Here is a 20,464-nt window from a genome sequence, read left to right as displayed (position 1 = left end):
TGACTTTACTTAAGGGTGTTCTTGATTATGGGTTTGAAAATTTGCTGATTAAAAATAGTCTGCCCATCCTCTTTTTAGCAGTACGTTTGCAGTGGCTTCGCTGACACACACTGCCTTTCCATTGGTGCTCTTCATTAGCAACTCTAGTCCCTCGTTGCACGTTACGTCGCCTGCATCAATTCCTTTTTTCATCTGCTTTAGTGGGGATTCAAACTCTTTTGGTGCAAGGCCGTATTCTATGCGCAAAAACAGGTTCTTTGCATCAGGACCTGTAATCTTTACCGTGTATTGCCCAAAGTCTCTTAGCACTCCGCTAGTAGAAATTGTATCTGAAAACTTTGTAGTGTCTGGAAGTGGAATGTTCTTGTGATACACGGTATTTTCTTTTGGACCTATGATGTCAAGTGAGATCTGGCTTAACTGTACTGGGTTTTTTATCTCACCTGATACTACAATGTCTTCGCCCATTGTGTAGAATTTTTTATCTGTCACGCCAAAAATCTGGTTTATCAAAACAATGTTTTCTGGAACTGCCTTGCCAATCACGCTGGTTCCTACAACCCTGACTTGCTCTGCAGAATCATTTAACAAAACTGAAAGCTGCGTCATTCCATTCATCTGTTTTAATTCAAAGTCAGTTGTCTGCTTGTCGTTTATCCATACTGACTGGGGATTTTTGATTAGTTTTTCATCTAGTCTTACAACAAAGTTGTCGTTGTTTACCTTGCCTTCAAAATTAAAAATCAACATGCTTCTTGTAGGATCAACTTGTATACTAACAAGATTTCTCTGTACTTTGTAGGCAACATCTACTGGAAAGTAAGACACATCAGAGCCAACGTTGTGAATTATCTGAAATTCTTTAGACAAGTCAACTACGTTTACAATTCCAAACATCCACGGATGAATTGTACAAAAGTATAGGTTCTCTCCTAGTTGCTCTTTTTGGAATATAACGTAAAACTTGGCACCTGGGCCCATGTGTCCGCTATCAAACAGTCCTGAAGGTCCTGCATACAAAGAACCCGAAGTTATAGTGTGTACAACTGAATCTGCGTTTCCCCACTCTACCTTGTCTCCTGGCCTGACAGAAACTTCTGCTGGCAGAAAGTGATTTGGAAAATTGGGGTCAGATGAGCCAGATGGGATTTGAACCTTGACTGTATCTGCATATGCAGAAGACAGGGGAACTAAAACAAGTGCAATTATTGCAACAAGCATGTATCTTTTCAAGCGTGATTAACTGAGCTATTTTTGGATATAAAGGCAGGATACCATTCTCAACTGTTGCAAAACACATGGGCACAAAACAATCTTGTCTCAAAAATGAGTTTTAGCGCAATACACAAAAAGGAATTTGCTCAAATCATGTCATGGCAACTTTGGATCAGCTGCGAATTTGCAAATCATGTGGAAATGTATTTTCAAAAAAGGCAGGCGCTACAAACATTACAGAATGTCCTCAATGCAAGGGAACAAGCTTTGACCAGATTGTGACTGAGACAGACTCTGAGGATGTTTACCTAGATGAACTAGATTAGTCCTTTGAAAAAAGTTATAGACAATACCTAAAACGTATCAATATGTCCTTTTTCAAAACAATTGAAAAGAGACGCTCATCAAGATCCTTTTCAAAAAAGGCTGTTGAAAAATCAAAGATATCTAAGATTCTCAAGGCAGCATGGATGAGCCCCTCGTCTATGGGAACGCAGAACTATCAGGTGTACGAGGTTGTCAGTGCGTCAAAAAAAGAAAAACTAGTCAAGGCAACACATGACCAGGGATATGTCGATGCACCGCTGGTTTTGGTATTTTGCACTGATCCAAAAAGAATCAAGGACATGGGAGCACGTGGAAAGAACCTGTTTGCAGTCCAGGATGCAACAATTGCAGCAGCATATGCACAGCTAGCAGCAACTGCACAGGGATTGTCAAGCGTATGGATAGGCCATTTCAAAGAAAAGGCAGTTGCTCAAACTCTAAAGACAAAACTGCGACCTGTGGCGATTCTGGCAATTGGATATTCTACTGAAAAGCCAGGACCAAAAGAATTTCAAAAGATGAAAGACCTGTTCAAAAAAGTCTAACCTGCTTGTGTTTGTCTAAAGCCATTATTTTTACTAAATTTGGATATTATTTGGAAATTCTACTTTATACTATCTTTTCATAGATTCTATATCGGGCCTCATCATACCTATCTCCTCTATGTTTAGACCTATTTTTTGAGGCCTGATAAAAAAATTAATTCATGAAAAGTTTGTGAAGGTTTTCTTTTGTCACATGCAATTTATGCAATTCGTCACCCTTTAGAATGAATATCTGATCATGTTGCACAAATAAATCCATAATGTCCTCAATCCCTGCACCCAATAATGTATTGGTATGATATAGACAAAACATCATCCCGTTTATTCGAAATTTGTTGTATGACTTTTCTATTAACAACGCATCTTTAAATGAAGAACGGGAAATGTCCTCTAAAATAAAATCAGTACAACAAACATTGTTTTCTTTTGATTCCTTGTCGATGTTTTGAATTATACTTCCGCAATATTTTGAGATATTCTTTTGGTCTGTCTTGTATGGTTTTATTGTTCCATCAAACCACTTGAGTTTTGATAGTAGTTTGACTGCACTATTTGTTGGAGGTCCACAAAATGCTCTAAACCAATTTCCTTCTTTTGCAAACCTGTCCATTGATTTTAGTAAGTTCTGGAGTGCTTTCTCATCTCCATAAATGATAAGATCGTGCTTTTTTGGCATCTCTGATCTGTGTTTTATCCATTTGTCAAGCGCATCTTTTGCAATGGAGTTTAATGAAACTCCCAATTCGTTTGCGATCTTGTTGAGTTGATTGTGTATTTCATCGTCTACTTCTCTTACTAGGATCTTTTTTGGCATGATGTTCTTAGAATGAATTAGTATAAAAATGTGATAGCATGCTAGCAATTTGGCATAATACTTATAATTGAAAGCATGCTATCATTTATAGGTCTAAATGAATACACTTACGCTTCGATCAATCCAAACAGAGTCTCATCCTGAGACAAAAATGACATTTTGGTACCTGTTTGCAACTTCAAAAGGTGCAAAAACACGAATTAAGATCATGCGTCTTTTGCAGAGTCATCCTTACAACACCCATAGGATATCTCAGGAATTGATGATGGATTACAAAGCAATAAAACATCATATGGACATTTTAGAGAAAAATAATCTCATTGACAAGTTTGATGCCAACTATGGAGCAACATTTTTCCCATCCACGATATTTGAAGAAAACAAAGTTCTCTTCGATGAAATTATCTCAAGAATGTCTGTATAATTTTTTTAAAATACAATTTGGGTATTACTCTGTATTTACTTGGTAAAATTGTCTTAAACAATTTTGTAATTTGATTTTACAATGACAAGAACAAAACTCATGGGAATACCAACAGCAATTCTATCAATAGCTTTGATGGCCTTGTTTGTTCCATCTTCAGCAGAACTATTACAAGATGTTTTTGCAGAACAAAATACTATGGAACAAAAAAACATGCAAATGACAACTCAGATTCAAACACAAGAAAATATTTCACTAGAATTCAATGTTCCTCAAACAATCACTGCAGGGAAATTAGTTCCAATTAATGCAAGAGTACTTGATTCAGATCTTGGTGCAAATCTATCTCATACTGATTGGGCATATTCTGTTAGCGGTCCAAATGGAGAGATTGTTCACAAATCAACTACGCTCCATGGACATTTTGGTGTAATGAACTTCAAAGATAGTTTTCCTGGATCTGGAACATATACAATAAAGTACACTGTTTCCTCATCAGGCTCCTTTATGCTTGGAATGCCAATTCCTGAGCTAGGTCAAACTAGAGCAGTAGTTTCAGGGGATATTTTGAAGTTTGAACAAGATCCAAAAAATAATTTTGGCACAAGAACCTTTGAATTTACAGTTGATGTGGTAAATCAAGAAAAAACTGTTGTTCTAAAAGGCTCTCAGCCAGACACTGAAGTTTTGGTGAAATTCACTACAAAACCTGAACGAATTGTTGTAGGTCAACCAACCACCATACTCATTGATGTGGATGATGCAAAAACTGGGGAAGACGCAACACATGTAGACGGTCAACTGACAGTACGTCGTGGATACTATCATTATCCATCTGCATCTGGAGAACAGCCTTCAGCTCCTATTCCGTTACATGGTGCATACCATGGTCACAAAGGTGCGATGGCAACTACCCACACATTTTCCCAGCCAGGAACCTACATAATTTCTGCAGATTTGAGCTCTATTCCGTACTCGGTTCCAAATTTTGGTGAGTCATCAGCAATTTTTGTAATCCAAGTACATGAAAACGAAATGCTCCAAAGCATGCAAAACATGAAACCTGTAGAAAGTACAAAAGAAAACACTGTGGGCATTGTAGGGCTAGAATCTCCATTTTATGTCCCAAATATGATCAAGGTGACTGCTGGTCAAACCATTACCTTTGACAACGTAGATGGAAATCAGCATACAGTTACATCTGTCAAGCAAGGAACTACCGAATTTGACGGTAGATTTGATAGCGGTCTTTTGCAGCATGGAGAAAAATTTGAACTTGCTCTCAATGAGAAGGGAACTTATGACTATTTTTGTGCATTGCATACTAGTATGCGAGGAACAATCATAGTTTCCTAATTTTTTTCTTTTAACAATAAAAAATTGCAAAAAATATTTTTTGAATGTCTAAAAATCCAATCGATGATTTTATAACAGGTTGCATGATAATGTTTTGCCAACATGGGCAAGACTAACATAAAATATTTTACAGATGTTTCTACTCGACATCTTCCTTTACCTCAACTACATAACACATTGAAGACGTATGCATCACATTGTGAATTGCTTGTTCTGGTATGAGTTCTCAGGACAAGACGTGTCTTAGGTGCGGAAAAAATTCCCTTGTGACTGACATAGAGTCCCAGGAGATTGTTTGCTCAAACTGCGGATTGGTAGTGGATGAAAAAGTTACTGACAGAAGACCTGATAGGACCTTTAGCGATTCTGTAAACAAATCTCACACAGGTGACAAATCCACCCTGATTCGACATGATCGTGGTCTGAGCACTGTGATTAATTCTGCTGATAAGGACTCTTCAGGAAATACCTTGTCTGCATCCATGAGATCTTCTATTGGCAGACTGAGAAAATGGGATAGTAGAAGCAGGGTTAAAACCAGCGACGATAGGAATCTTCGACATGCATTAGGTGAAATTCTAAAACTCAAGGAAAAACTTTCCCTCTCTGATGCAATAGCTGAAAAAGCAGCATACATCTACAGAAAAGCCTTAGACAAGAGCCTCATTAGAGGCCGTTCTATTCTGGCAGTGGTTGCAGCATCCATGTACGCTGCATGCCGTGAGTCTGAAACACCACGAACGCTTGATGAGGTAGCTGATGCTATTGGGATTAGAAGAAAGGAAGTCACAACAAGCTACAGATTGATTTTCAGAGAACTTGAACTTAGAATGCCTGTGGTGGATTCTGTTTCATGCATTTCAAAGATTGCAAGCAATGCAGATGTATCTGAAAAAATAAAGCGTGATGCAATAAAAATTCTAAAGAAAGCAGAAAAAGAAAACATTTTGGCAGGAAAACATCCGATGGGTGTTGCAGCATCTGCATTGTATCTGGCAGGAGTTTATGCAGGAGACATTCGAACTCAAAAAGACATTGCCGATGCAGCAGGAATTACAGAAGTGACTGTAAGAAACCGTTGTAAGAGTCTCAGACAAGTTGTCTAGTACAATGCTTAATAGATTTCAAATGTATATTGTATCATGGTAAAAGCTGATCTTAGAGTCTGTGCTGACTGTGGTTGTGTTTTTAATCGTGAAATTGGACTCAAACCAATATCTAACTGTCCAGCATGTGGTTCAGAAAACCGTGAACCTTTGGAACTATAAACATATTTTGTAATGTTCTGCATGCACAAACATGCCATGGTGCATTTTTGAATATTTTCTCACCGATGGCAAACAAGTCAGATTATTATCCATGTATGTTGCATTAGATTGATGGAAAAAATATGCTGGGATAATTCCCAATACGTTGACAGTGACGTTGTTATTATTGGAATTCCAGACGAGTCCCAATCACATTCTATGAGAGAGGGAACCTCAAAAGCTCCTGATCAAATTAGAATTGCGTCCAATCTCATGGACTCTTACACAAGAAATGAAAAGAAATCACTTGGTCTGCCTGTAAATGGAATTTCCAAACATGTTTGTGATTATGGAAATATTGCTAGAAATGAGATTCCACAAACATTTGAAAAAATATTTTCTGATTCTAAAATTCCGATATCGATAGGAGGTGATCATTCAATGAGCTCACAGATTATCCGACAACTCTCACACAAATCAAACAGAACATCGCTTGTGTATTTTGATGCTCATCCTGATTTTGTAACTTCAACTAAGAACTACTATGGCTCTGTTTTTGGAGATGTTTTGGATTGTATTGAACCCAAAACCAGCATTCAGATAGGAATTAGAACGCCTGAACAAGAAGAACTGGATAATCTGCAAGAGAACCAAATTCACGTGATAACTCCTTTTGAAATTGCTGAAAAAGGCATATCAAAAATATCACAACAGGTACTTGATATTCTTGGAGATGATGTCTATGTCTCATTTGATATGGACTGTATTGATCCGTCTTATGCACCTGGCGTCTCTGTACCTGTTCCAATGGGACTGTCTAGTGTAGATACCATGTATCTGCTCAAAAAGATTGCAGACCGTGGAATTTTGGGAATGGATCTGGTAGAGGTGTGTCCGCCATATGACATCAACAACAGAACATCGCATCTTGCATCTAGAATGATTGGTGAGGTAATATCCTCAATCAAATAGTATTGTGACTTTAAATTCAACAAATCCCAACTATAGGTATGTTTGAAAATGAATATACTTGGGGCAAGGCAGTTTCACAAGGAAAAGAAAATGAATTTCACAACAAGTTTGATGATGCCGTAGACCGTGTTAAAAAAAAATTTGGCAAACAATATCCTTGTATAATTAATGGCAAAGAAATTTTCTCAGAAAATACTTTTGATGTAAGATCCCCTTCTGATACTAGACTTGTACTTGGCACTTTTCCAAAACTAGATGAATCACAAACAAAAAAAGCAATATCTTCTGCAAAAAACGCCTTTGAAAAGTGGAGTAGCCTGCCATATCAAAAAAGATCTGATGTTCTTAAACAAACTGCTGATGAATTTTCTAAAATAAAGTTTGAACTTGCAGCCTGGATGTCTTTTGAAAATGGAAAAACTAGGGTTGAGGCAATAAACGATGTGGATGAGGCAATAGACTTTATGAGATTTTATTCATTTCAACTTGAGAAAAATGAAGGATTCTGCAAACAAACACCTCATCCAAACCCTCATGAAAAAACCAAGACTGTTCTAAAGCCTTATGGTGTCTGGGGAATAATTGCCCCGTTTAACTTTCCATCTGCAATAGCAATTGGAATGACTACTGGTGCACTGCTTACGGGAAACACCGCTGTCCTAAAACCGGCTAGTGCTACACCTCTTTCTTCATACTTTTTTGTAGATTCTTTAGTGGGCAAGATTCCCCAAGGTGCAATCAATTTTGTTACTGGTGATGGGGATGTTGTTGGAAAAACTCTCATTGAAAGCAATGATGTTGACGGAATTGCATTTACCGGCTCTCAAGCAGTTGGAATGTCTGGTTTCAAAAAATTTACCGAAAAAACATCAAAACCATACATTGCTGAAATGGGAGGAAAAAACCCTGTAATTATTACAAAAAATGCTGATTTGGACAAGGCATCTGAAGGCGTCATGCGTGCCGCATTTGGGTTTGGGGGACAAAAATGTAGTGCATGCTCTCGAGTTTATGTGCAAAAGGATGTTTCCCAAGAGTTTCTCAAAAAACTTGTCGAAAAGAGTAATTCGTTGAAGATTGGCATGCCGTGGAACCGTGAAACATTTTTGGGTCCGGTAATTAACAATGACTCTGTATCAAAATTCCAAAACGCTGTAAGTCTTGCAAAAAAAGACGGCAAAATAATTTTCGGAGGAAACAAAATTGCAGACTCTGAGCATCAAAACGGTTACTTTGTTCAGCCAACAATTGTCACTGATCTTCCAAAAGATCACAAACTTGTAACTGAGGAACTGTTCTTGCCTTTCTTGTGCATTGATACGTATGATGATTTTGATCAGGCAATTGCACTTGCAAACAAATCTGAATATGGCCTTACTGCAGGAATTTTCTCAGAGGACAAAAACCAGGTAAACGAATTCTTTGAAAAAATTCAAGCTGGGACTGTCTATGCAAATAGAGAGTCAAGTGCTACTACTGCTGCTCTTGTGCAAAGTCAGCCCTTTGTTGGTTGGAAAAGTTCTGGGATTACTGGCAAAGGAGCAGGAGGGGAATATTACTTGCAACAATTTATGAGATCTCAGACTCAAACCTTGTGCGATTGAATAAACGAACTTCCCAAAAGCAGTATGTTTCTCTTTCTTTCCTGCAACCTCCTGATTGAATATGGGAGCCAGTTTGTTCCATATGGGATGTAATCTGATACTATGAACCCTTGATTCACAAGTTCTGGTTTTAGTTCGTCTCTTACTCCTTTTAGCAACTGAAATTCAAATTTTTTCTGGTATTTTTTTGATAATGAAATGGCCTCGTCGATTAGTTTTGAGTCATGAGTAGCAACGCCAAACTCATTTGCATCTTTAAACAAAAGTCTCATGATTTTCAAAAAATTTTGATCTACTTCGTCTCTTGTCTTGTATGCTATTTTGCCATTTTCTCTGTATGCGCCCTTGACGATTCTGATTTTTGCTCCATGTCTTATGAGATCTTTTACATCATCAACACTGCGCTTTAGATTGGCCTGAATCGCAACACCTAGCCTTTCATATCTTGAAAACAAGTCGTAGTAAAGCTGAATTGTGTCATCTGTATGATCTGATGACTCCATGTCAATCCATACAAATACATGGGATTTTGAAGCCGAATCAATCAGTCTCTCAAAACTTTCTAGACATGTTTTTCCATTAATTGACATTCCAACCTGTGTGGGTTTTACAGATATTGCCCCTCTGACTTTCCACTTTCTAAATGATGAAATTATCTTCTCATACTCTGTGATGGTTTTTTCTATGGGTTCTCTTGTCTTGTGATACTCTCCAAGCTTGTTGACTATTGCATGTCTGCCATTTTCGTATGCCTCTTTTGCAGATTTTAACGCATCATCAATTGTGTCTCCTGCAATCCATTGTTTTGCAAATTTGAATAGAAATTTCTCCATCATCTTTGTTGCATCCACCATAGTTGTATTGTTGTCAAAGTATGATATTAGCTTGACACAAATGAACAATGTGCTAATCTGAAATTGCGGAAGTAATTGTCAGAGGGGAATCTGACATGGCAATAGTGGTAGCCTACTTCCGCCCTGAAAATTATTTCTCACTGAATAAAAACCCCCTGCGATCCAGTCATGCTCTGTGATTGAATTCTTACATTTCATTGATTCCCATCTTTTCTCCTAGCAGATTCTTGCTAAATGACAGCCCTGATTGCTCAAAACCAAGACCGCTGTAGAACTTGTGGGATTCTTTTCTCTGATTGCCTGACTCTAGACGTATTCTGTAGCAACTTTTCTTTTTGCCAATCTCGATGCACTTTGAGATTAATTTTTTGCCTACTCCTGAAAACCTGTGTTTCTTTTTTACAACTAGTTCTGGAATGTACATCTCAAACTTTGCATGATTTAGTCTCCTAAGAAGTATGATGCTTACCAGTCCTATGACTTCTGAATCTGTCTCTGCAACTAGGATAAATTTTGATGGATCTGAAAAATAATCCTTGACCTTGTTTTTGAACACTGCAATCTCCTTGTTGTCGATTGGCTCTGGTCTGCCAAGCTCGTAGAGAAGCTCTAAAATTGATGGAATGTCTTTTTCTGTTGCGTTTCTAATGTTCAATCTCATATACTATTGTCTTTGAAATTTTTAAACTGCTCCATTAACTCAAAAATTGGATTAAAAAACAAATTGCTATTTGGATTTGTTATCTACATGGATTGCCTTTATGATATCTGTCTTGCTTACTACTCCAGCTAGTTTTCCATTGATTCGCACACCTACTCCGTTGATCCTGTTTTGAACCATGCTCTCACATGCCACAACAAGGTCCTCTGTAAAGTCCACTGTCTCAAATGTTTTAGTCATCACATCTTTTGCCTTGATGGTTTTTCCAAACCCAGATTCTGATAGAAATCCCTTTCGTGTAAAAACTACAGATATTGCATCATCTGAGTTATCTAGCACTGCATCAGAATTTCCCTGCTCTAATGCAACATGAAACAAATCCCGAAACGTCATAATTCCTACCGGCTCGTTGTTTTCGTTTTTTAGAAATACTCTAGAAATTTTCTCTTCAATCATTTTTGCAACAACGTCTTTTAGATAGTCCTCATCGCGCATAGCAATGTAGGTTACAGTCATTAAATCCCCTACAGTGTGCTTGCCTGCACATTCTTGAATGTAATATTGTGCAATGTCTGTTTTTGTTATTATTCCAACAATTCCCTCATTGCTTTTTGTAACAGCTAAGGAGCCTATTCCTCTTTCAAGCATTATCTCAATGCATGTCTCAACATCCATTGCGTCATTGACAGACGTGATTCGATTCATTATTTGAGAAACTGGAATCTCATCTAGGTTCTTTTCAGATTCATCGCCTAGCAAGAATAACCCAATGTCTTTTTCAGTGATAATTGCGTGGTGTTCATTGCCTTTGATTATCAGCCTGCTGATGTTTTCCTTCAGCATCTTGGAAATGGCATGAGACAGCGATGCAGTATCTTCAATGAAGATAGGCGTTTTCATTATTGATCTTAGTTGAGTCATTTTATCAGGTAAAGCAACTTTCTGTCCCCTTAATATTAACAGTGTAATTAAAACCCACACAGGACATTGTGCTTTTGTAATCAAAAATAAGACATGAAATGAATTTATTTTTTATTTTGTGAAACCAACTTGTTAAACTGATCTAGATACTGTGTATATGACTCCATCATTGAAAGCAGGAATTTATCGTATGTTTTAATCCCAGATACTTGCATTTTTGTTAGTTCTTGCCTATATTTTGCATACATGTCAAGCTGTTCAATAACTGACTTTGAAAATACTTGTGATGTTTGTTGAAATAATTTAAGGGCATTTTGGTCAATGTCTAGACCCTCGAAGAATTTTTTTTCAGACAAGTAACAAGAACTAAACATTGTATCTAAAGTATGCAGATATGCTGAGTAAAGATCAGAATACTCTTGTATTCTTGAGGGGACTTGAGATTCCATTTTTTTTATTATTTGTGAAGTATTTGACTTCATGATGTCACATACAGAAATTTTTTCAGAAGAGTCCGACTCGGTTTCATCCATGATATTATATGCACTTGATAACTTTTAACCCCTGCTGAAATCTTGGCTTGATTATGATGCTGTATTGATTTGTTCAGTAGTGTTCTCTAAACAACACTTGCAATACCTGTCAAGCTTGCCGCATTTCTTGCAAAAAAACCTCTGGTAGTGCTCCATGTTTACTGTTCCCACTTGTAATATTATCACAAAATAATATTTTAGTTTGATCTTTGGATCTGTGAACATTTGTTTAGTTTGAACTTTTCAATCCTAGTTTCTATGCCTTTGTTGGATCGCCACTTAGAATATTGAGTACGTGTTCAATGATCTGCTTTTGTCCTCCTTCGTGAAGATCCATCCTAATTGTATCTGAACCTAAACTGACAAAAATTAGGTTGGTGTCTTCTAGTGGAAAAGTGATTCGGGTAATTTTTTCAAATGCAGCAACTGCATAAAGACCCCTTCCAATTTTTGGACTGAGTTGTTTTCTTGCCTTCCATGCACTAGCTGCTCTCTTCAATGATGCTGCAGTCTCCTCTGTAGATAGATAATTTGTGATTCCCTCACGATGATTCACTGCAATGATGTTTCCTTCCAAATCTGTTACAATACTGTGTCTGATGTTTACATCTGAATCCATGATTCGCTGCAACAGGTTTTCAAATGCCATGCTATGTGAATTCCATCATTTCGCCTTTCTCAATTTTTTCTTTTAGTTTTTCTTTCTCATCTTCTCTCTTGTCTTTCATGTGACATATTGTAGTTGATGACATTTATCATAGCTTATGCTTTTACTAAAAAATCATTTAGAAAAATTACGATAATTAAACAATCTTTTAGATCAAATAATTCGAGTTCTAATACAACTGTGTGTATCATATTGTATGGAAGAAATTCTAAGATGTGAATGTCCACCTGGTTCACAAGTATATGAAAATGAAGACGGTATGATGATCTGCGTTTCCTGTAACGGTTGGGTTGATCAATGAGGTTCTGTGATGAATATTTATGATACCAGGCCCATTAGATGTTCTAAATGTAAACAAACCATAGGTGAGGTAGATTATGATGCAGAGGTAGTAAATCCAAAATGTGGACAATGTGCAAATCCAACGCCTCATGTCAAAGACAAGATGAATTACCTAATGACACACTAGTGAGTTTTATTTTTGAAACCCTTGATTGCCTACAATATTCAGGGTCGTAGTTGATTTGATGTTTTTTATTTTTCTTATCTTGTTTGCGATCACTTCTGAAATTTCATTGTAGCTTGGTGCAACAACCTTGCAAATTATCTCAAATGAGCCTGTCAATTCACTTGCCTCAATTACCTCTGGAATATTTTTCAATTCTTCAATAACTTCTGATTCGTCTGAAGAGCTACAATGAATCATAACATATGCAACCACTGAGTGCATTTCTAGAATTTCATTTTCAACCTCGTTTGTTTTTCTAAATCCAACTCCGTTTACTTCTAAAGTTAACGTTGAGCGAACTTGGGGGATTTTTCGAATTTTGTTGGTTATGTCCTGCTCTGCTTTTGATTGGTTGTCTGATTCAATTTTTGCAATGACATCATACTGACCAAACGCACCATGTGCTGACTTGACAGTATCTATGTTTCTTAATTTGGATATTACCGAATCATCAGTTCCAGTTTCGTTTGCAAACAATATGTAATATTCAGACATTTTGCGCTAATTTTGTCCCTCTATGCCCATAAGAGTCAGTGTAGAACGTACGTCTTCCATTTTTCTAATACTCCATGTTACAGTTTCGCGTACCTTGTCTTTTTGGTCATTTTCAATTTTTGCAATAACATCATATGCACCAAACGTTCCATGTACTTCTTTTACAGAATCAATATGCTTCAAATTTTCAATTATGCACCCTTCTTTGCCTAACTGACAATTTATCAAAACATATGCTGTAGCCATCACCTAAAATGGTCATGAACATTATTTAAGATAATCCATAATTTTGATTAATACTTGTTCAAATTGTTTCCAATTTATTACACATATATATAGAAAACATTGCCATTAGTTTTTTCCATAGATGTATTTCCCAATAATGTATTTTTGATTTGTCTGCCCTATTTGATTTTCTCTGAACGCTTTAGTTCAATTACACAAGTGTTCATGTCTGGATTAAATGGTGTTTCATGTTCTTCAATGATTGTCTCTCCTGCATGTGTTTCAACTAGGATTGCCTCTTTGGATAACGGCTGATCGTTTTCGTCATTTAGTCCCAAGTGAATCTCTAATCTATAGTCTTCATCAAGTTTGTTTTCTATGGCAAATCCAAAAACTACTGTGTCTGATTCTATGGAGCATTGTATCGGATTTATCTTAAAATCATCTGGGGTGCTGCTTAGAACAATAATTGGCGGCGGCGACTTGGGATTGTATGAACCAAACTCGTTAGTTGGAATGAAAAACAATGCTACCATTACCCCTACGATGGAAATTCCAATTATTATTGAGGCTTTAGACTTCACTTCTTTTCTTATTTTCTAGTTGTATGTTTGGTATAGAATCTTGTTGAATTCTGCTTTAGCATTTGTGATTTGCTTTCTTAGCTCAACTATCTTTGAGACCTGGGCATCAAGTAATTCTTTAAAGTTGTCTGGTCTGTCTGAATTGTGAATCAATGCCTTTAGGCGTTGTTTTTCTTGGACTAGCTCGTTTTGAAGGCTTCCTATCATCATCTCAAGATTTGCAGCCTTGTTAGATGATTTCTCGTTTCCTGCCGGCATTACGCTAATTGATGACTTGTCATTGGCCTCAATTTTTGCTGATGTCATCTGGCAAGAGTTTGCAGATATCTTGTCTCCCAGTTTTATGTTGGCAGAATTTGTATCTGAAATTATTGTAACTACTGGTAATCTGACAGTTGTCTTTCCTGCGCATGCTTCAAAGACTACGTCATACAGTCCTGGTGTCTGTATTGATTCAGTTACTGAAAGAAGTGTTGAGGACTCTCCTTCAATTACCTTACCTGAAAAAGTATATTTTTCTAGCTTTTGTTTGTCTGTTTGTGGAGCATGAATCGTAAACAATAATCTGTGAAGTTCTTCTCTTTTATCGTTGACTTGTTTTCTCAGGTCTGCAATCTTTGTTCCTTGTTTTTGTGAGTCAGAACCTTGTCCGCCTTTGAATCCCTGTCTTGTTTCTGATAGCTGCTGCTTTAGCATGTTTAGCTCATTTTGCAAGTCCATTACTTTTTGTGAAACATCGCCTTTGTTTAGCAGTGTTGCAGTAATTGTACTCTTATCGGCTGCCTTTATTTTTGCCACTCCTAACTCACAAGAGTCTGCACCGATTGATTCTACCATTTCAATTCTTTTTGTCTCACTGTCTGAGCGAATAACAATGTCTGGTGCATAGATTGGTTTAGTTGCACAGACCTCAAAGACGATGTCGTATCCGGAAATTGGAGTGCCTGATGCAAGCTTGCCAACATTTACTCTGACTGGAACTTTTTCTAAAACGGTAATAGAGCCAACCTCTATGCTTTTTCTATTCATTGCATCTGAAAGTAATTTCTCATCTACTTTTTTTGCCCATCCTTTTGCAACTAGTTTAGACACGTTTGCAGGATCTACACATGCTACTGTGTTTGTTCTTTCTCTGATAACCTTGAATAACCCGCTATCACAAATGACATCTTCTGCTGGAATGCCGATTTTTTGTTGGTGTTTTGGCGGAACAATGTCAGCATATGATGAAGATGCAATTCCTGAAAACAACAATAATGATGCTGAAAATAATACAAAGAAAACACTAAGTGATTTCACGAAACTCGTTAATTTTTCAAGTAATTAAACATTGAGAAAAAAAAGTAAAGAGGCTTAGAAATAGTCACAGAATCCTACCATCATCAATCTCTCAACTGAAGATGGTTTGAGGCATACTGGTGCGCCGTTTGAGACTCTCATCATCAGTTCCATTCCGTTGTTGCATGTAACATCCGATGGGTTGATTCCGTTTCTTACCTGCATGTGTGGAGGGTAATGTCTCATTTCTTGTCCTTTATGCATCATTTGTCCCTGATGCATCATTTTTGATGATGTTTGGGATGGCTCTACTGTTTCTAAGATCTCTTCTATTGATTCAATTTTTTTCAAGATCAAATCTACTTTGGCATTTATCTCAGATGCAGGAGCATCAGTCTTTATCATGTTTCGAAGCTCTTCTCGAAGCAAGATCTCAACTTCATGCATTAGTTCTGCGTTGCCAGACTGTGCCAATGGTCCTTCGATAAACTCATAGTTGTCAAGATATGCTTTTGTAGCAAGACTTAGTGCGACATCAGAATTACCTGCACTGTACTCTGTTTTTGTCTCCTCTAGCAGATCCTCTATGGTATCAACATATGCTAGCAATCCCGACTCTTCGTCTTCAATTCCAAGAATCTCGTCAATTTCGTGAATTATTCCACCAGCCAGTGTTTCTACATCTACTGGATTTGCCTTGTTGTCATATGCTGACCAAAGTGATTCATACAGTTCGTCAATTTCTTCGACTTCGTGTTCTGGAAGTTCTGACTCTACCTCGTTGAATATTTGCTGAGATCTCCAGACAAATGCAGAACCGTCCTGAAATTCAGCCATCTCAGTTATCATTCCATCAGATACTGCTTCACCGTATTCTGCAATGGATGTCTCAAGAAGGCCCTTCATCAAAACTAGTTTTGTTTCTACGCTACTGCTTAGTTCCTCTCCGACAACTGCATTTCTAGCTGACTTTACTGCCTGCTTTGCATCATCAATTGCACTCTGAGCTTGCTCTCTTGAAACTTTGGTGTTTGCCTTGTTTTGCAAATCCAACAAAATTTCTTTGATTTGAGAATCCAGTTGAGGATCAACTGTCTGCAGTTGTGGCCTCATCAGGTCGTAGAGCTCTGCAATTGGATGTGTTGCATGAACTAAAGCCAGTTCTGCATTTTTGTCATCTAGGTTTTGCTCCAGTGCCCAGAAATGTCCAAGTGTCTCTTCTAAATATCCAGCAAATTCTATTTTTTCAGAATCAGCAAATGCAATTGGTGCTGTTCCTAAAACAATCATTCCGAAAAATATTGCTGTTGCTTTAATCATGTTATGAAAAATTTATGTTAGTTAATTTAACTAATGGGCAATTTTTGATTCTTGTTCTAGAATCCTAGAATGATTCCTTTTTTACATCTATTTCCTTTTATGTGATTTAGAAACTACATTTGATGTGTCTTTTAATTCAGGGGCAAAAAACTCTGGCAGAAGTTCGTTATATCTCATAGGTGGGGTGATTGGAGCAGGTGCGATTATTCTCTTTGCATATCTGATGTGGTATGTTGCACCCGAAGAAAATATGGAAAGAGTAAGAGTGATTGCAGTTACTGCAGATGGATGCATTGCTGAAACCATGGATGGTTTTGCCGTAAACATCGGCAGTTGTGATGCAGAACCTGATGAATACCTTGTAGTTCCAGTTGACAAAAAGGTCAGAGAGCGAGCTGCAATGATGAATCCGACAAGATGACTGTTTTTCACATCTTGTTTCTTTTTATCCTAAAATAACAGGCATCTTGCTGATTTAGGAAAATACTTTGTGCATGTTCCTGTACTGTGGCAAACAATGCATTTAATTTTTTTAATGTAATTCAAGATGTTGCTTGGAGATTATTGAATACGTCAAAGATTTTGATCCTCTCTATCTGGCAATTTTAGGAGGAATTTTTCTTGCATCGATGAATGTACTTGGTGCTACAAGTGTTTTTGTTGTAAAAAACATCTCATCTAGGATCATCAATGCATCACTGGGTCTTGCTGCAGGAGTAATGCTTGCTGCAAGCTTTACCAGCTTGATCATTCCTGCAACCGAGATGAGTGGATTTTTGCCTGTTTCTGTGGGGCTTGGATTGGGAGGTCTTTTCATTTTTCTAGGTGACAGATGGGTTGGAAAAGCAGGCGTTCATAGCTACAGCCCCACACACAAGTTCTCCCCACGACAAATGCATGGAATCATGTTGTTTGTGTTTGCAATAACACTGCATAACCTTCCAGAAGGATTGGCAGTTGGAGTGGGTTTTGGAGCTGAAAACATCGCAAACGCGTTGGTGCTAATGTTTGCAATAGGGATCCAAAACATACCAGAAGGGTTGGCAGTAAGCTTCTCTTTGCTGTCCACTGAAAAATATTCTAGGCGAAAATCTTTTTTTTATGGGTTTTTGTCAGGCGGAGTGGAGATTCCTCTTGCCATTATTGGTGCGATTTGGGTATCTGTATTTTCAACATTGTTACCTTATGCAATGGGGTTTGCAGCAGGCGCAATGGTCTTTGTTATTGCACACGAGATAATTCCTGAGACACGAAAGGAGAAAACAAGTTCATTGCCTACTGTCATGTTGATGATAGGCTTGATAGTCATGCTGATTCTTGATGTTTCTTTAGGATAATCAATTTCTTGTTTTGCCTTATCCAAATTGCAAAAAACTATTTTCTTTTCTTCTTGCCATAGATCAAATACACGACACAACCTGCCCCTATAATCCCTAAACCTACTACAACTATTTCAAATTCAAACTGAAACATCATGTATACTGTAATTGCTAATCCAAATAGTGGAAGTATTGGGAATCTCTTGATATTAAATGGGATCTTAAATGGTCTTTCGATGTCTGGTTCGGTATACCTCAACACAATAACTGCAAGATTAATCATTGCAAATGTAATGACTATGGCAAACACAGTGATGTTTGCAACAATAACAATATCTCCTACCAACGTAAAGATGGCAGATGCAATCATAATTCCGAGCACTGCTATCCAAGGTGTCTTAGTTTTTGAGTGTACCAATCCTAGTTTTGACGGTAGTGAACCATCTCTTGCCATACCATAAAAAATTCTTGCACCTGCAACCAATGTTATCAATACTGTATTTGTAGTAGCAAACAATGCGATAGACGACAGTAGGATGTTTCCTTTTTCACCTAGTGCCTTACTTGCAATGTCTGCCATTGGAGCTGCTGAAAGACCAAGTTCGTGCCAATTTACAACTCTAACTGCAGCCAAAGCAACTAGAATGTATATTGCTCCTGATATTACTACAGAAAGGATAACTGCACGTGGTAGATTCTTTTTTGGCTGTCTTACTTCTTCTGCAACATTTGCCATGTCCTCAAATCCGATAAAAGCAAAAAACACCAAGACAAAGGCAATGACAACTCCTGATAATCCAGTAGGACTGTCAAAGTAATCAACCGGTTCTGGAGATACAAATGTAAAACCAATAACTATGATCAAAATAAGGCCTGCGGCTTCAACTATCGTAAAAACAGTATTTGTCCAAGCAGACTCCCGTATCCCTATAAAATTTACAACAGATAACGCAACAATCAATCCTGCTGCAGACAAGATAATTGGGATGTCTATGAACTTTAACAAGTAACCGCCAAAACCTAATGCGACTACTGATGCAGTTATTACAGATGTGATGGCAGTTAACCACCCTATGAGGAATCCTAGAAAATTATTCTTGAATGCTCTTTTTACAAAAGTATATTCTGCAGCAGCTTTTGGAAATACAGATGTAAGCTCAGCGTAACTTAATCCTGCAAAGATTGCCACAATAGTTCCAAGCATAAAAGATATCCATACAGAATCCCCTGCAATACCTGCAGCCTCTCCAATCAGAACATAAATTCCAGCACCTAAAATTAGACCTACCCCATACATTGTCAGATGGAACAATCCCATATGCCGTTTTAATTCGGACATGAAATTTTCACCCTATGATGGAATATTATGTGATTCATGATTATCAAAGATGAAATATTCACAATACAAAAATCCCATATTGGATAAAAGATCATAATACAAAGTGATTAAAAATATTTTGCCTTGTTTTTTGAAGACTCTTAATTATTATATATGAAAATATGTATCATCTTAAAATATTACCAAGACAATACATGTCAATGACTAGACTTGTTCAAGTAATAATTCTAACAACTGTTCTGTTAACAAGTTCATTTGCGGGAACTTTTAGCTTGTTTGATGATTCCTATGCAATGAAAAGCAAAGGAAACCCAAATCCTGTGACTGGGTCTGACAAAGTTTGTGGAGATCGTTTGTGCTCTGAAGCAGGTGACACACAAACTAAAACAGAATCTAAAAAGAAAGAAGAGGTAAAAACTGAGAAAAAGGCTGAAGAGAAAATAAAATCTGAAATCACAAAATCTGAAAAATACACAGAACCCTCAGAATCTCATGAAGAAGAAGCAAAGCAGTATGCTGAAAAACGTCTGCAAGAGCCCGTATGGAAGACAATGTCTGGAACAATCACCTCGCAAAAAGATCCTGGAATAGGACATGAGATGCACCAACTTGCAATAATACTTCCACCTGGTAAAAATATCTACAAGGGACACTTGACATATACTGCATCTGAAAATGTTCAGCTTGTGGCATTACACGGTCCTCTGGCAAAAGGCGATGACAAGGGACAATTGTTTTGGACTACTGATGGAAAGACAAAGTATGGTCTGTCTCTGATTGATCAAAAATCTGATTCAGGAATATGGACATTTAATGGAAAAGCAGTTGCAATACATTCTATGAGTTCAGAACCATTCACTGTTACATACTCTGTTACATACAAGGAAATCACACCATCAAAGACAATACATTCTGCAAGCATGACTTCAAGTAAAAGCCCTGCATTAGGACATGAAGGACACCAGATTGCAATGATACTTCCACCTGGCGATGAATTCTATCGCGGAAGGGTTACATTTGTTGCATCCGAACCAATCCAGTTTGTTTCACTTATTGGTCCTCTGGGACCTGGTGATAACAAAGGACAGCCTACATGGACTGCAGATGACAAGACATACGGATTTACGTTCGTAAAAGCTGACAGAACTGGCGGAACTTGGGAATTTTCAGGCCATGGAATAGCATTTCATAGCATGAACACAAATCCATTTACTGTGTCCTATACAGTAGTACTAGAGCCTATTGAGAAATAGGTC

At 37.5% G+C, this 20,464-nt stretch carries 25 protein-coding genes; 12 read left to right on the top strand and 13 right to left on the bottom strand.

The features are described from left to right. Nucleotides 1-48: 48 nt before the first annotated feature. Nucleotides 49-1,233: a hypothetical protein gene (locus NsoK4_RS06830; protein WP_211686413.1), complete on the bottom strand. Its 1,185-nt coding sequence runs from the start codon at nt 1,231-1,233 to the stop codon at nt 49-51. A gap of 140 nt (nt 1,234-1,373) precedes the next feature. Here NsoK4_RS06830 and NsoK4_RS06825 point away from each other — a divergent pair, with 140 nt between their 5' ends. Further along, the gene (locus NsoK4_RS06825) at nt 1,374-1,541 is read left to right on the top strand and encodes a hypothetical protein (protein WP_211686412.1); all 168 of its coding nucleotides are present in this window, start codon (nt 1,374-1,376) and stop codon (nt 1,539-1,541) included. A 42-nt stretch (nt 1,542-1,583) separates the two neighbouring features. Continuing rightward, the gene (locus NsoK4_RS06820; protein WP_211686410.1) at nt 1,584-2,087 is read left to right on the top strand and encodes a nitroreductase family protein; all 504 of its coding nucleotides are present in this window, start codon (nt 1,584-1,586) and stop codon (nt 2,085-2,087) included. Nucleotides 2,088-2,241: 154 nt separating this feature from the next. Here the strand turns inward: NsoK4_RS06820 and NsoK4_RS06815 are convergent, their stop codons facing one another. After that, entirely contained in the window at nt 2,242-2,901 is a 660-nt protein-coding gene (locus tag NsoK4_RS06815) for a hypothetical protein (protein ID WP_211686408.1), read from the bottom strand. A 97-nt stretch (nt 2,902-2,998) separates the two neighbouring features. Here NsoK4_RS06815 and NsoK4_RS06810 point away from each other — a divergent pair, with 97 nt between their 5' ends. The 6 genes from NsoK4_RS06810 (at nt 2,999) to NsoK4_RS06790 (ending at nt 8,504) form a co-directional block, all read left to right on the top strand. Beyond that, entirely contained in the window at nt 2,999-3,325 is a 327-nt protein-coding gene (locus NsoK4_RS06810) for a winged helix-turn-helix domain-containing protein (protein WP_211686406.1), read from the top strand. A gap of 81 nt (nt 3,326-3,406) precedes the next feature. After that, nucleotides 3,407-4,681 carry a plastocyanin/azurin family copper-binding protein gene (locus tag NsoK4_RS06805; RefSeq protein WP_211686404.1) on the top strand — a complete coding sequence of 425 codons (1,275 nt, stop codon included), beginning with the start codon at nt 3,407-3,409 and terminating at the stop codon, nt 4,679-4,681. Nucleotides 4,682-4,899: 218 nt separating this feature from the next. Further along, complete coding sequence (locus NsoK4_RS06800; protein ID WP_211686402.1) at nt 4,900-5,787, top strand: transcription initiation factor IIB family protein; 888 nt, start codon at nt 4,900-4,902, stop codon at nt 5,785-5,787. Between the two features lie 36 nt (nt 5,788-5,823). Beyond that, nucleotides 5,824-5,949 (top strand): hypothetical protein, encoded by a 126-nt coding sequence (locus NsoK4_RS10145; RefSeq protein WP_256438673.1) that lies wholly within the window; start codon nt 5,824-5,826, stop codon nt 5,947-5,949. 111 nt (nt 5,950-6,060) lie between these two features. Then, complete coding sequence (gene speB, locus NsoK4_RS06795) at nt 6,061-6,900, top strand: agmatinase (RefSeq protein WP_211686400.1); 840 nt, start codon at nt 6,061-6,063, stop codon at nt 6,898-6,900. Between the two features lie 38 nt (nt 6,901-6,938). After that, nucleotides 6,939-8,504, top strand: coding sequence for an aldehyde dehydrogenase family protein (locus tag NsoK4_RS06790; RefSeq protein ID WP_211686398.1), 1,566 nt, complete (start codon nt 6,939-6,941; stop codon nt 8,502-8,504). On the opposite strand, the gene NsoK4_RS06785 is transcribed toward NsoK4_RS06790, so the two are convergent. From NsoK4_RS06785 to NsoK4_RS06765, 5 genes are all read right to left on the bottom strand, one after another. Next, nucleotides 8,486-9,358 (bottom strand): proline dehydrogenase family protein, encoded by an 873-nt coding sequence (locus NsoK4_RS06785; protein ID WP_211686396.1) that lies wholly within the window; start codon nt 9,356-9,358, stop codon nt 8,486-8,488. The genes NsoK4_RS06790 and NsoK4_RS06785 overlap by 19 nt on opposite strands. Before the next feature lie 187 nt (nt 9,359-9,545). Further along, nucleotides 9,546-10,019, bottom strand: coding sequence for a GNAT family N-acetyltransferase (locus NsoK4_RS06780; protein ID WP_211686394.1), 474 nt, complete (start codon nt 10,017-10,019; stop codon nt 9,546-9,548). Nucleotides 10,020-10,085: 66 nt separating this feature from the next. Further along, the gene (locus NsoK4_RS06775; RefSeq protein ID WP_249111033.1) at nt 10,086-11,024 is read right to left on the bottom strand and encodes a CBS domain-containing protein; all 939 of its coding nucleotides are present in this window, start codon (nt 11,022-11,024) and stop codon (nt 10,086-10,088) included. A 20-nt stretch (nt 11,025-11,044) separates the two neighbouring features. Continuing rightward, nucleotides 11,045-11,473, bottom strand: coding sequence for a hypothetical protein (locus NsoK4_RS06770; RefSeq protein ID WP_211686392.1), 429 nt, complete (start codon nt 11,471-11,473; stop codon nt 11,045-11,047). A gap of 256 nt (nt 11,474-11,729) precedes the next feature. Continuing rightward, a complete protein-coding gene (locus NsoK4_RS06765) occupies nt 11,730-12,122 on the bottom strand; it encodes a hypothetical protein (protein ID WP_249111032.1) in 393 nt (130 codons plus the stop codon). Between the two features lie 328 nt (nt 12,123-12,450). Between NsoK4_RS06765 and NsoK4_RS06760 the strand changes: the two genes are divergently transcribed. Then, nucleotides 12,451-12,609, top strand: coding sequence for a hypothetical protein (locus NsoK4_RS06760; RefSeq protein ID WP_211686390.1), 159 nt, complete (start codon nt 12,451-12,453; stop codon nt 12,607-12,609). Between the two features lie 6 nt (nt 12,610-12,615). Here NsoK4_RS06760 and NsoK4_RS06755 read toward each other — a convergent pair whose 3' ends face one another. From NsoK4_RS06755 to NsoK4_RS06735, 5 genes are all read right to left on the bottom strand, one after another. Next, the gene (locus NsoK4_RS06755; protein WP_211686388.1) at nt 12,616-13,143 is read right to left on the bottom strand and encodes an Lrp/AsnC ligand binding domain-containing protein; all 528 of its coding nucleotides are present in this window, start codon (nt 13,141-13,143) and stop codon (nt 12,616-12,618) included. Between the two features lie 6 nt (nt 13,144-13,149). After that, on the bottom strand, nt 13,150-13,389 hold the full coding sequence (locus tag NsoK4_RS06750; RefSeq protein ID WP_211686386.1) for an Lrp/AsnC ligand binding domain-containing protein: 240 nt from the start codon (nt 13,387-13,389) through the stop codon (nt 13,150-13,152). Nucleotides 13,390-13,547: 158 nt separating this feature from the next. Then, nucleotides 13,548-13,952, bottom strand: coding sequence for a hypothetical protein (locus tag NsoK4_RS06745; RefSeq protein WP_211686384.1), 405 nt, complete (start codon nt 13,950-13,952; stop codon nt 13,548-13,550). A gap of 15 nt (nt 13,953-13,967) precedes the next feature. Continuing rightward, nucleotides 13,968-15,251 carry a hypothetical protein gene (locus NsoK4_RS06740; protein WP_249111031.1) on the bottom strand — a complete coding sequence of 428 codons (1,284 nt, stop codon included), beginning with the start codon at nt 15,249-15,251 and terminating at the stop codon, nt 13,968-13,970. A 54-nt stretch (nt 15,252-15,305) separates the two neighbouring features. Further along, nucleotides 15,306-16,550, bottom strand: coding sequence for a PEFG-CTERM sorting domain-containing protein (locus NsoK4_RS06735; RefSeq protein ID WP_211686382.1), 1,245 nt, complete (start codon nt 16,548-16,550; stop codon nt 15,306-15,308). Between the two features lie 124 nt (nt 16,551-16,674). On the opposite strand from NsoK4_RS06735, the gene NsoK4_RS06730 reads away from it, so the two are divergent. Continuing rightward, the gene (locus tag NsoK4_RS06730; protein ID WP_249111029.1) at nt 16,675-16,971 is read left to right on the top strand and encodes a hypothetical protein; all 297 of its coding nucleotides are present in this window, start codon (nt 16,675-16,677) and stop codon (nt 16,969-16,971) included. Nucleotides 16,972-17,104: 133 nt separating this feature from the next. Further along, entirely contained in the window at nt 17,105-17,887 is a 783-nt protein-coding gene (locus tag NsoK4_RS06725; RefSeq protein ID WP_211686380.1) for a ZIP family metal transporter, read from the top strand. 37 nt (nt 17,888-17,924) lie between these two features. On the opposite strand, the gene NsoK4_RS06720 is transcribed toward NsoK4_RS06725, so the two are convergent. After that, entirely contained in the window at nt 17,925-19,208 is a 1,284-nt protein-coding gene (locus tag NsoK4_RS06720) for an APC family permease (protein WP_211686378.1), read from the bottom strand. Nucleotides 19,209-19,408: 200 nt separating this feature from the next. Here NsoK4_RS06720 and NsoK4_RS06715 point away from each other — a divergent pair, with 200 nt between their 5' ends. Beyond that, on the top strand, nt 19,409-20,461 hold the full coding sequence (locus tag NsoK4_RS06715) for a hypothetical protein (RefSeq protein ID WP_249111027.1): 1,053 nt from the start codon (nt 19,409-19,411) through the stop codon (nt 20,459-20,461). The last annotated feature ends 3 nt before the right edge of the window (nt 20,462-20,464 follow it).

Source organism: Nitrosopumilus sp. K4 (assembly GCF_018128925.1).
Lineage (GTDB): Archaea > Thermoproteota > Nitrososphaeria > Nitrososphaerales > Nitrosopumilaceae > HKST03.
This window is presented reverse-complemented; position numbering and strand designations above follow the sequence as displayed.

What these genes read in the sequence shown, in the direction of transcription:
- NsoK4_RS06760 (WP_211686390.1), top strand. Translation starts at nt 12,451, where the DNA reads ATGAATATTTATGATACCAGGCCCATTAGATGTTCTAAATGTAAACAA.
- NsoK4_RS06715 (WP_249111027.1), top strand. Translation starts at nt 19,409, where the DNA reads ATGACTAGACTTGTTCAAGTAATAATTCTAACAACTGTTCTGTTAACA.
- NsoK4_RS06810 (WP_211686406.1), top strand. Translation starts at nt 2,999, where the DNA reads ATGAATACACTTACGCTTCGATCAATCCAAACAGAGTCTCATCCTGAG.
- NsoK4_RS10145 (WP_256438673.1), top strand. Translation starts at nt 5,824, where the DNA reads ATGGTAAAAGCTGATCTTAGAGTCTGTGCTGACTGTGGTTGTGTTTTT.
- NsoK4_RS06735 (WP_211686382.1), bottom strand. Translation starts at nt 16,550, where the DNA reads ATGATTAAAGCAACAGCAATATTTTTCGGAATGATTGTTTTAGGAACA.
- NsoK4_RS06770 (WP_211686392.1), bottom strand. Translation starts at nt 11,473, where the DNA reads ATGGATGAAACCGAGTCGGACTCTTCTGAAAAAATTTCTGTATGTGAC.
- NsoK4_RS06805 (WP_211686404.1), top strand. Translation starts at nt 3,407, where the DNA reads ATGACAAGAACAAAACTCATGGGAATACCAACAGCAATTCTATCAATA.
- NsoK4_RS06750 (WP_211686386.1), bottom strand. Translation starts at nt 13,389, where the DNA reads ATGGCTACAGCATATGTTTTGATAAATTGTCAGTTAGGCAAAGAAGGG.
- NsoK4_RS06820 (WP_211686410.1), top strand. Translation starts at nt 1,584, where the DNA reads ATGTCCTTTTTCAAAACAATTGAAAAGAGACGCTCATCAAGATCCTTT.
- speB (WP_211686400.1), top strand. Translation starts at nt 6,061, where the DNA reads ATGGAAAAAATATGCTGGGATAATTCCCAATACGTTGACAGTGACGTT.
- NsoK4_RS06720 (WP_211686378.1), bottom strand. Translation starts at nt 19,208, where the DNA reads ATGTCCGAATTAAAACGGCATATGGGATTGTTCCATCTGACAATGTAT.
- NsoK4_RS06790 (WP_211686398.1), top strand. Translation starts at nt 6,939, where the DNA reads ATGTTTGAAAATGAATATACTTGGGGCAAGGCAGTTTCACAAGGAAAA.
- NsoK4_RS06780 (WP_211686394.1), bottom strand. Translation starts at nt 10,019, where the DNA reads ATGAGATTGAACATTAGAAACGCAACAGAAAAAGACATTCCATCAATT.
- NsoK4_RS06800 (WP_211686402.1), top strand. Translation starts at nt 4,900, where the DNA reads ATGAGTTCTCAGGACAAGACGTGTCTTAGGTGCGGAAAAAATTCCCTT.
- NsoK4_RS06755 (WP_211686388.1), bottom strand. Translation starts at nt 13,143, where the DNA reads ATGTCTGAATATTACATATTGTTTGCAAACGAAACTGGAACTGATGAT.
- NsoK4_RS06815 (WP_211686408.1), bottom strand. Translation starts at nt 2,901, where the DNA reads ATGCCAAAAAAGATCCTAGTAAGAGAAGTAGACGATGAAATACACAAT.
- NsoK4_RS06785 (WP_211686396.1), bottom strand. Translation starts at nt 9,358, where the DNA reads ATGGTGGATGCAACAAAGATGATGGAGAAATTTCTATTCAAATTTGCA.
- NsoK4_RS06765 (WP_249111032.1), bottom strand. Translation starts at nt 12,122, where the DNA reads ATGGCATTTGAAAACCTGTTGCAGCGAATCATGGATTCAGATGTAAAC.
- NsoK4_RS06825 (WP_211686412.1), top strand. Translation starts at nt 1,374, where the DNA reads ATGGCAACTTTGGATCAGCTGCGAATTTGCAAATCATGTGGAAATGTA.